Genomic DNA, 9,758 nt, shown 5'->3' on the forward strand with positions numbered 1-9,758 from the left:
CGCTCGGTCTCGGTGGGTGCCAGGACGGGGGAACCACCCGGCCGGTCGCGCCCTCCCGGGCCGGGTCCGCCGCGGAGGTGGGCGGGACGGCGGCACTGGTCAAGGCGGCGAAGAAGGAGGGCCGACTCAACACGATCGCGCTGCCGCGCCAGTGGGCCAACTACGGAGGGCTGATCGACGGCTTCGAGACGAAGTACGGCATCAAGGTTGTCGTCGACAATCCGCACGGCCACAGCCAGCAGGAGATCGATGCCCTGAAGCGCTACCGTGGCCGGGAGCGCGCCCCCGACGTGCTCGACCTCGCGGATTCCTTCGCCCAGTCCGCGGCGCGGCAGCACCTGCTGGCCCCGTACCGCGTCGCGCAGTTCGACCAGATCCCACCGGAGCAGAAGGACGCCAGGGCCCACTGGTACAACAACTACGGTGGCTACGTGTCCATCGGCTGCGACACCGCCCGCGTCCGGACCTGCCCCACGTCCTGCGCGGATCTGCTCCAGCCGGAGTACAAGGGCCTGGTCTCGATGTACGGCGAACCCACGATCGCGGGATCGGCCTTCGCCGCCGTGTACGCGGCGGCGCTCGCCAACGGGGGGTCGTTCGACGACATCCAGCCGGGAATCGACTTCTTCGCCCGGCTCGACAAGGCCGGCAACTACAACCGGGCCGACCCCGGCCCGGCTGCGATCGCCAAGGGCAGGACACCCATCAGCATCGAGTGGGACTACCTCAACCTGCAGCACATCAACCAGCTCCGCGGGACGGACGTGGACTGGAAGGTCTCCATTCCCTTCGACGGCAGCTTCTCGCAGTACTACGCCCAGGCGATCAACAAAGACGCCCCCCACCCGGCCGCGGCGCGACTGTGGGAGGAGTACCTCTTCAGTCCGGAAGGCCAGAACCTCCGCCTGGTGGACTACGCCCGACCGGTGCTGATGGCCGCCATGGCGAAGGACGGCACCCTCAACAAAGCCCTGGCCGCACGGCTGCCGACGGTCGAGGGCACACCCCAGTTCCCGACCGAGGCCCAGCTGACCAAGGCGCTGCGCACCGTCCGTGAGAACTGGGGCAAGGCCGTCGGAGGCTGATCCACCCTCACCTCCCGGTCCTCGAACGGTCCGCGGGGGATGATGCTGCACTGGTCGGGGTCACCCTGCGGGTCGTCTGCTGCGGGCCCCGGCCTCTGCCGCAGGGCGGGCTCCTTCGGCGGCCGAAAGTGAACGGGGGAACCGAGGAGTGGAAATCCCGGCTCGGTACGATCGGCTACATGGCGAAACACCTACTATTTGTAGCCCTTTTCGGACACGGGCATGTCAACCCCACGCTGCCGCTGGTCGAGGAACTCGTCCGCCGGGGGCACCGCGTGGACTACGCCACGACTGCGGAGCACTCCGACGCGGTGACCAAGGCCGGCGCGCACTGGGTGGAGTTGAAGCTGCAGTCGCCCGAAGTACTGAATCCGCCCCGCAACTTCGGCCCCGAAGAGATCCCCGCCTGGATGCGGAGCATGTTCGCGGAGATGCGTGCCCTGCACCCGGTGCTGCGAGAGTACTGCGCCGCGGAGTCACCGGACGCGATCTGTTACGACGTCATGAACTGGCCTGCCCGGGTCGTCGCCGAACAACTGGGCCTGCCCGCCGTGCGGTTCATTCCCAACTTTGCCTCGAACGAAGCGTTCTCGCTGTTCGACGATGTCATGGCCGAAGCCGGCGACGAGAATCCCCTGCTGGCCACGCTCGCCGCCGAATGTGCGGACTTCTCCGCCGAACTCGGTGTCACGCTCGACCCGCAGAGCGTCCTGAACTTCACCGAAAAGCTGAACCTTGTGTTCATACCCAGGGCATTCCAGCCCGCCGGTGACACCTTCGACGAACGATTCCACTTCATCGGCCCCTCCTTGGGTGCCCGGGAGCACGCCGAACCGTGGTCGCCGGCCGATCCCGAGTCGCCCGTACTGTTCATTTCGCTGGGCACGGTCTTCAATGACCGGCCCGAGTTCTTCCGCACCTGCATCGAAGCCTTCGGCGAGGGGCCCTACCAAGTGGCCATGGCCATCGGCAATCTGGACCGGGCAGCGCTCGGAGAAATTCCGCCCACCATCGACGTCCGACCGTACTTCCCGCAGCCGGCCGTACTACGGCATGCCGACGTATTCATCTCCCACGCGGGGATGAACTCCACCATGGAGGCCCTGTATTACGGCGTGGGACTGATCACTGTCCCCCAGATGCCCGAACAGGCCGCCAATGCCGGACGCGTCCAGGAACTGGGGCTCGGCGTGCAGCTGGACACCGCCACGGTCACCGCCGAGGCCTTGCGCGCCGCGGTCACCCAAGTCGCCTCCGACTCCACCGTGCGCACCCATCTCGACCGGATGCGCACGGTGGTCAGGGACAGCGGCGGAGCCGTCCGCGGCGCGGAGGTGATCGAGGAATACCTTCGCTGAGGTCCACCCCATGACACCGGTGCGCCGGGCCGCTCCTGCTGCTCGCGGGCTTGCGCGGGCATGCGAGCGCCGGCGTAGCCGGTCGTCATGTCGCGCCCCTCCGATACGGCGAGGCACGGTCGGACGCCAGCGCCCCGGCGCGCAGAGCGGGCCGGGGCGCGTGCGGTTGTGCTGGGGCCACAGCGAGGCGAAGGCCGGGCTGCACAGGGTGAGCTCACCGACGATTCAGCGATTCACCCGATGTCGATGAGGAGGTCGCCGCCCTCCACCTGCTGGATCTGGTTGATGGCCAGCCTGGCCACCCGCCCGGCCTTCGGGGCGGTGATGGCGGCCTCCATCTTCATCGCCTCGATGGTGGCCACTGTGGTACCGGCCGCCACCTCGTCGCCCTCGGCCACCGAGAGCGTCACCACTCCGGCGAACGGCGCGGCGACGTGGCCGGGGTTGGCCCGGTCGGCCTTCTCCGTCACCGGTACGTCGGCGGCCGCTGCGGCGTCGCGTACCTGGATCGGCCGCAGCTGGCCGTTCAGGGTGGACACCACGGTGCGCATTCCGCGTTCGTCGGCCTCGCCGACCGCCTCCAGCTCGATCAGGAGCCGTACGCCCGGCTCAAGGTCGACGGCGTACTCCGTTCCGGAGCGCAGCCCGTAGAAGAAGTCCTTGCTGTCCAGCACGCTGGTGTCGCCGTAGGCCTGACGGTGTGTGTCGAAGTCGCGCGCCGGCCCGGGGAACAGCAGCCGGTTGAGCGTGGCGCGCCGGTCCGTCTCCAGTCCCCCACGGTCGTCCGCGGTCAGTTCCTGCACGGGCCTGGGTTCGGCGCGGCCTTCCAGCGCCTTGGCGCGGAACGGCTCCGGCCACCCGCCGGGCGGGTTGCCCAACTCTCCGCGCAGGAAGCCGATGACGGAATCGGGGATGTCGAACTCGTTCGGCGTCGCCTCGAAGTCCGCCGGCTTCACCCCGGCGCCGACCAGGTGCAGGGCCAGGTCCCCGACCACCTTGGACGACGGGGTCACCTTCACCAGGCGGCCGAGAATCCGGTCGGCGGCGGCGTACATCGCCTCGATCTCCTCGAAGCGGTCGCCCAGGCCGAGCGCGACTGCCTGCGTGCGGAGGTTGGACAGCTGCCCGCCGGGGATCTCGTGGTGGTACACGCGGCCGGTCGGTGCGGCCAGGCCCGCCTCGAACGGCGCGTAGATCCTGCGGACGCTCTCCCAGTACGGCTCCAGGTCCCCGATCGCCTTCAGGTCCAGCCCGGTGGGCCGTTCGCTGTGGTCGGTCGCGGCCACGATCGCCGACAGCGAAGGCTGCGAGGTGGTGCCGGCCATGGACGCCACCGCACCGTCCACGGCGTCCGCGCCGGCCCGGACCGCGGCGAGATAGGTGGCCAGCTGGCCGCCCGCGGTGTCGTGGGTGTGCAGGTGCACCGGCAGGTCGAACTCGCGGCGCAGGGCCGAGACGAGCTTCTCGGCGGCCGGCGCGCGGAGCAGCCCCGCCATGTCCTTGATGGCCAGGACGTGGGCGCCGGCGTCCACGATCTGCTCGGCCAGGCGGAGGTAGTAGTCCAGTGTGTACAGCCGCTCGGACGGGTCGGACAGGTCGGAGGTGTAGCACAGGGCGACCTCGGCGACGGCCGTTCCGGTCTCCCGTACGGCGTCGATGGCGGGCCGCATCTGCCCGACATCGTTGAGCGCGTCGAAGATCCGGAAGATGTCGATACCGGTGGCCGCGGCCTCCTGCACGAAGGCGTCGGTCACCTCGGTCGGGTACGGCGTGTAGCCCACGGTGTTGCGACCGCGCAGCAGCATCTGCAGGCAGATGTTCGGTACGGCTTCACGGAGTGCGGCCAGGCGCTCCCAGGGGTCCTCGGCGAGGAAGCGGAGCGCGACGTCGTAGGTGGCGCCGCCCCAGCACTCCAGGGACAGCAGTTGCGGCACCGTCCGCGCCACCACCGGGGCGACGGCGAGCATGTCCCTGGTGCGGACCCGGGTGGCGAGCAGTGACTGGTGGGCGTCCCGGAAGGTGGTGTCGGTGACTCCGATGACCGGTGACTCACGCAGCCACCGGGCGAACCCTTCCGGGCCGAGCTCGGCGAGCCGCTGCCGGGAGCCGGCGGGCGGTTCGGTGGCGGGCACGGGCGGCAGCTTGGTGGTCGGATCGATCAGCTGGGGCCGTGCGCCGTGCGGCTTGTTCACCGTCACGTCCGCGAGGTAGGTGAGCAGCTTCGTGCCGCGGTCGGCGGAGTGGCGCGCGGTGAGCAGGTGCGGGCGCTCTTCGATGAACGATGTGGTGACCCGCCCGGCCCGGAAGTCCGGGTCGTCGAGCACCGCTTGCAGGAACGGGATGTTCGTGGCCACGCCGCGGATGCGGAACTCGGCCACGGCGCGCCGCGCCCGGCCGACGGCGGTGTCGAAGTCCCTGCCCCTGCAGGTGAGCTTGACCAGCATCGAATCGAAGTGCGCGCTGATCTCCGTACCGGCGTGCGTGGTGCCGCCGTCCAGGCGGATCCCCGAGCCGCCCGGCGACCGGTAGGCGCTGATCCTGCCGGTGTCCGGGCGGAAGCCGTTGGCGGGGTCCTCGGTGGTGATACGGCATTGCAGCGCGGCGCCGTGCAGCGCGACCGTGTCCTGCGTGAGGCCGAGATCGGCCAGCGTCTCCCCTGCGGCGATCCGCAGCTGCGCCTGTACCAGGTCGACGTCGGTGACCTCCTCGGTCACCGTGTGCTCGACCTGGATGCGCGGGTTCATCTCGATGAAGACGTGGTTCCCGTCGCGGTCGAGCAGGAACTCCACGGTGCCCGCATTGCGGTAGCCGATCTGCCGGGCGAACTGCACGGCGTCGGCGCAGATCCGCTCGCGCAGCTCCGGGTCGAGGTTCGGCGCGGGCGCGAGTTCGATCACCTTCTGGTGCCGGCGTTGCAGCGAGCAGTCGCGCTCGAAGAGGTGGATGACGTTGCCGTCCCCGTCGGCGAGGATCTGCACCTCGATGTGGCGGGGGTCGACGACGGCCTTCTCCAGGAAGACGGTGGGGTCGCCGAACGCGGACGCGGCCTCGCGGGCCGCCGCCTCGATGGACTCGCGCAGCATGCCGGGGTCCTCGACGCGGCGCATACCGCGCCCGCCGCCGCCGGCGACCGCCTTGACGAAGACGGGGAAGCCGATGTCCTCGGCGGCGCGGACCAGTTCGTCCACGTCGGTGGAGGGCTCCGAGGAACCGAGTACCGGTACGCCGGCCGCGCGCGCGGCGGCCACCGCGCGCGCCTTGTTCCCGGTCAGTTCGAGCGTGTCCGTGCCCGGCCCGACGAACGTGATGCCCGCCTCCTCGCAGGCACGCGGCAGGTCGGGGTTTTCGGACAGGAACCCGTAGCCCGGGTAGACCGCGTCCGCGCCCGCCCGGCGTGCGGCACGGACGATCTCCTCCACGGAGAGGTAGGCGCGTACCGGGTGTCCCGGCTCGCCGATCTCATGTGCCTCGTCGGCCTTCAGCCGGTGCAGTGAATTGCGGTCCTCGTGCGGGAAGACGGCAACGGTTTTCGCGCCCAGCTCATAGCTGGCGCGGAAAGCGCGAATCGCGATCTCGCCACGATTGGCGACCAGTACCTTGCGGAACATGCTCGATCCCTTCAGCCTGCCGTTGACGGACACCGTAGTGTCCGCGACGGGCAGATCAGACACCGGGCCCGCAGTGACTTTTACCTGGTGAGGTGCCAGGTGGCTCGGCGAGGGGTCAGCATGAGCCCGGTCAGAGGTGGCGCGATATGCCGACACATACCCACCTGGCGTTTCCCTCCAAACTACCTCTGACCTGCAGAAACACCTAGCAGCCCAGCAAGGCTTGCCGGTGGCGGAACCGGTGCCGGCGGCCGCCGCAGGGGTATCGCGCGCAGCACCCTGGCCGGGGGCACCTCCCTGGTGCATCCGGTCCTAGTGAGTCCGGTTCTAGTGCATCCGGTCCTAGTGAGTCCGGTCCCTAGCGCATCCGGCCCTAGTGCGTCCGGCCGCGGTCTGCCCGGGCATCGTGTGCGGTGAGTGCGTGGTCGACGGCTTGGCCGAGTTCGGTGCGCAGCGGGGTGCAGTTACGTACCGGGTCGGTCTTCGGGCAGGTCAGCAGGTGCTCAAGGAGCTGTTGGGCGGTCTGCAGATCGTGGATCCGGTCCTTGATCGTCTCGATGGACGCGGTCAGTACCTCGCGGCCCGGGGGCTGATCCGTGGCTGGGCTCTCGGTGATCAATTTTGCGGTGTCGGCCAGGCTGATCAGGCCGCGGTGGTGCAGACGCTGGATGAGGGCGAGTCGGCGCAGTTCGGTGTGACCGTAGTAGCGCACGTTCCCACGGCGTTCGGCCGCGGGGAGGAGTCCCAGGTCGTCGTAGTAACGCAGCGTCGATACCGGCACACCGAAGCATCGGGCGATCTGGCTGATCGAGTAGCGCTTGTCTGTCACCGCTCCATCTTGCGCTCAAGTCGGCTTGAGCGTGCACGGTGGGTGTCGATCAGCCGGGAGCCGTCAAAGGAGCAGGTGATGCGTATGCAAGAGGTGCCGGTGCTGGTGGTGGGCGGCGGTCCGGTCGGGCTCTCGACGGGGATGTTCCTCGCCCACTGGGGTGTCCAGCCTCTGGTCATCGAAAAGCGGGACGCAGTACCGGCGGCGCCGCGGGCGAGCACGAGTCTGCGCACGTTGGAGACGTTCCGTGCCCTTGGCCTGGGGCCGGTGCTGGAGGAGGCCGGCTGGGAGGGCGGCGCGCCGATGCGGACGGTCTTCAAGGGCCGGGGCCTCGGCGAGACCGTGCACCGGGGAGGGCTGCCCACGCGCTACGCCAGGCTGCTGGAGACCTGCAGCCCGGTGAATCCCCGCCTGACCTTGACGCATGACCAGGTGCAGCGCCTGGCACTGGACGAGCTACGCCGCGGTGGTGGCAACATCCGGTGCGGCACACGGCTGGTCGGCCTCGTCCCCGAGGCCGACCATGTGCGCGCACAGCTCATCGACACGGCCACGGGTGCGGAACGGGAGATCACCGCCGGCTATGTCATCGGGGCGGACGGGGCACACAGCGACGTACGCGGTCACCTCGCGGTCACCTGGGGATCACCGTGCCCGACCGGGAGGTCGTCGCGCGCCTCAACACCGCATCTTCCGCGCCGATCTCGGGCCGTTCCTGCGGGAGTGGGGAACGCACATGTGCTTCGTGCGCAACGAGCAGGTGTACGCGACGTTGCTCTCGAAGAACGGGCGAGACCAGTGGTCCTCGCACATCATGGATTACCCCGGGAAGCCCGACGGCCTGACCGGCCTGTCCGAGGACAAGACCCTCGAACTGCTCCGGGCCGCGATCGGTGACGAGGCGATCCCGATCGAGTTGCACGCCGTCAACGCCTGGGAGGCCGCCATCGGTATGGCCGCCTCCTTCCGCCAGGGCAGGGTCTTCCTGGCCGGTGACGCGGCGCATGTGCAGAGCTCCGCGGGCGGACTCGGCATGAACACCGGAATCCAGGACGGCCACAACCTCGCCTGGAAGACCGCCGCCGTCCTGCACGAGCAGTTCACCCCGGCGCTCCTGGACACCTACGAGCCCGAACGCCGTGCCGCCGCCCGGGCGTCCCTCGCCCTCTCGCGCCACATGCATCCCACCCTGGACCTGGCAGGCTCGCGCTGGACCCTGTTCGTCGAGCCGGGTGACGGCCGGTGGCAGGCGACGGCTGCTTCCCTCGGCATCGAACCGCACGTCCACGACCTGAACACCCTGGGCGACGCCGTGTTGGTAAGGCCTGACGGATTCGTGGCCTGGCGCGGCGCCACAAGGGAGTCCCTCCAGGACGCGCTTCGCGACTTGGGGCTGCGGCCCCAGTGGCCCTACCAGCTGGTCAGATCGACGACGGCATCGCAGTGCGGGTCGTCCGGCGCCGGCTGATGGCGCTCCTCTTCCTTGACGAGGGAGGGGAGCGCGGCGATCAGCGCGGTCAGCGTTTCGGCCAGGCGGATGTCGGCGCCGATGATGCCGGTGCGGCCGGGATGCTGCACGTACAGGCGCAGCCGACCGTCGCCGTTCATCAGGAAGCCGATCAGGAAGGGGGCGTCGTCCTCGGGGTCGGGGGCGGGGTCGGGGTCGGACAGGGCGCGCAGCATGCTGAGCGCTTGGCCCTCTTCGGGCTCGGGTGCGGGGGTGATCTTCTCCGGGTGGAGGCGGATGAGGGTCATCCCCATGGCCTCGCTGACGTCGTCGCTGCTGTAGATCTGGGTCCCGGTGAGGACGGTACGCAGGATGCCGGGGATGTAGGCGGGGCCCACGGTTGTTTCGTGGGGGATCTCGTAGAGCAAACGGAAGGTTTCGCTGCCTTCGTCGTCGCAGGCGTGGATAGCGACGCGTACGGCGCCGGGGGCAGGCAGGACGCCGCGCAGGTGGCAGCCTTCGGCGATGGGGGCGTTGAGGTGGTCCAGCAGCAGCCGGCTGAGGGTCGCCTGCAGGTGTCGGTCTTCGGGGTGGGTCATTGGTTCATCCATGCGGGGCACCTGTTGTCGGGCTGCTTACGGCAGACAGTATTCTCGGGGAGCGCGAGGGAGCGCGAAGGTCAACCCGTTCTCGTCGAGGGCGTTGACGACGGCCAATTGCCCCTGGGGGAAGCGGAAACTGAGGTCGACGACGGCCTGGGCCATGTCGTTGCCCGTCCATTCGGGGAGTTCCACGTCCTGGAGGACCTCCTGGTCGACGGCGGCTCGGTGAGCATCGGCACGGCGACCGCGGTCGCGCTCTGCTTCCTCGGCCTGTTCAACCCGATCAACGCCCGCCAGCGCCCTTCCTCATCGACGACGCGCACTCCGCCGGCGCGAGCCCCCGTCGCCGGCAGACCGCCGCCCGGCGCACGGCCGGGCGGCGGTATCGCGTCAGCGGGTCAGCTCTGCTGGGCGATCAGACTCGCGGGACGCAGGTCGGTCCAATTGGTCTCCACGTAGGCGAGGCACGCCTCGCGGGTGTCCTCGCCGAAGACGGTCCGCCATCCGGCCGGTACCTCGGCGAAGGACGGCCACAGTGAGTGCTGGTTCTCGTCGTTGACCAGGACCAGGAAGCGGCCCTGCTGGTCCTCGAACGGGTTGGTCGTCATACGTGGTCACTCCTCATGGACGGTGCGGTGAAAAGCCCAGTTGGTCGTCCGTGCGGCCTGCGACCATCGTACCGATGGGCAGGTCGGTGCCCGCTCCCTGTGCGGTGAGCGGGCACGCCGGTGCGGCAGGCCTGTTAACCGAACTAACTGAGCTGTCTTCGCAGGTCAGACCGGGTATCTGCTAGCTTCCCGATGTGCTTGATGAGCAGCGGTCCGGAAGG

8 protein-coding genes and 1 pseudogene are annotated in these 9,758 nt (G+C 69.4%); 4 read left to right on the top strand and 5 right to left on the bottom strand.

The features are described 5' to 3' along the window. The first annotated feature begins 77 nt into the window (after positions 1–77). Positions 78–1,085, top strand: a complete 1,008-nt coding sequence (locus AB0C46_RS32975; protein ID WP_362832378.1) for an extracellular solute-binding protein — start codon at positions 78–80, stop codon at positions 1,083–1,085. 179 nt (positions 1,086–1,264) lie between these two features. After that, complete coding sequence (locus AB0C46_RS32980) at positions 1,265–2,443, top strand: macrolide family glycosyltransferase (protein ID WP_362832363.1); 1,179 nt, start codon at positions 1,265–1,267, stop codon at positions 2,441–2,443. Positions 2,444–2,676: 233 nt separating this feature from the next. On the opposite strand, the gene AB0C46_RS32985 is transcribed toward AB0C46_RS32980, so the two are convergent. Together AB0C46_RS32985 and AB0C46_RS32990 are read right to left on the bottom strand one after the other, a co-directional pair. Then, positions 2,677–6,051 (bottom strand): pyruvate carboxylase, encoded by a 3,375-nt coding sequence (locus AB0C46_RS32985; RefSeq protein WP_362832364.1) that lies wholly within the window; start codon positions 6,049–6,051, stop codon positions 2,677–2,679. A 373-nt stretch (positions 6,052–6,424) separates the two neighbouring features. Further along, positions 6,425–6,880 carry a MerR family transcriptional regulator gene (locus tag AB0C46_RS32990; RefSeq protein ID WP_362832366.1) on the bottom strand — a complete coding sequence of 152 codons (456 nt, stop codon included), beginning with the start codon at positions 6,878–6,880 and terminating at the stop codon, positions 6,425–6,427. Between the two features lie 141 nt (positions 6,881–7,021). Here AB0C46_RS32990 and AB0C46_RS32995 point away from each other — a divergent pair. Both AB0C46_RS32995 and AB0C46_RS33000 read left to right on the top strand, forming a co-directional pair. Continuing rightward, positions 7,022–7,459 (top strand): annotated as a pseudogene (locus tag AB0C46_RS32995) (FAD-dependent monooxygenase); the annotation flags it as partial. 157 nt (positions 7,460–7,616) lie between these two features. Then, positions 7,617–8,348: an FAD-dependent monooxygenase gene (locus AB0C46_RS33000; protein WP_362832368.1), complete on the top strand. Its 732-nt coding sequence runs from the start codon at positions 7,617–7,619 to the stop codon at positions 8,346–8,348. Here AB0C46_RS33000 and AB0C46_RS33005 read toward each other — a convergent pair. From AB0C46_RS33005 to AB0C46_RS33015, 3 genes are all read right to left on the bottom strand, one after another. Beyond that, the gene (locus AB0C46_RS33005) at positions 8,291–8,938 is read right to left on the bottom strand and encodes a hypothetical protein (RefSeq protein ID WP_362832369.1); all 648 of its coding nucleotides are present in this window, start codon (positions 8,936–8,938) and stop codon (positions 8,291–8,293) included. The genes AB0C46_RS33000 and AB0C46_RS33005 overlap by 58 nt on opposite strands. 24 nt (positions 8,939–8,962) lie before the next feature. After that, positions 8,963–9,121: a hypothetical protein gene (locus AB0C46_RS33010; protein WP_362832371.1), complete on the bottom strand. Its 159-nt coding sequence runs from the start codon at positions 9,119–9,121 to the stop codon at positions 8,963–8,965. 206 nt (positions 9,122–9,327) lie between these two features. Then, the gene (locus tag AB0C46_RS33015) at positions 9,328–9,537 is read right to left on the bottom strand and encodes an MbtH family protein (RefSeq protein WP_362832372.1); all 210 of its coding nucleotides are present in this window, start codon (positions 9,535–9,537) and stop codon (positions 9,328–9,330) included. Positions 9,538–9,758 lie beyond the last annotated feature (221 nt).

Origin of the sequence: Streptomyces sp. NPDC048637 (genome assembly GCF_040650675.1) — a bacterium.
Classification (GTDB): Bacteria; Actinomycetota; Actinomycetes; order Streptomycetales; family Streptomycetaceae; genus Streptomyces.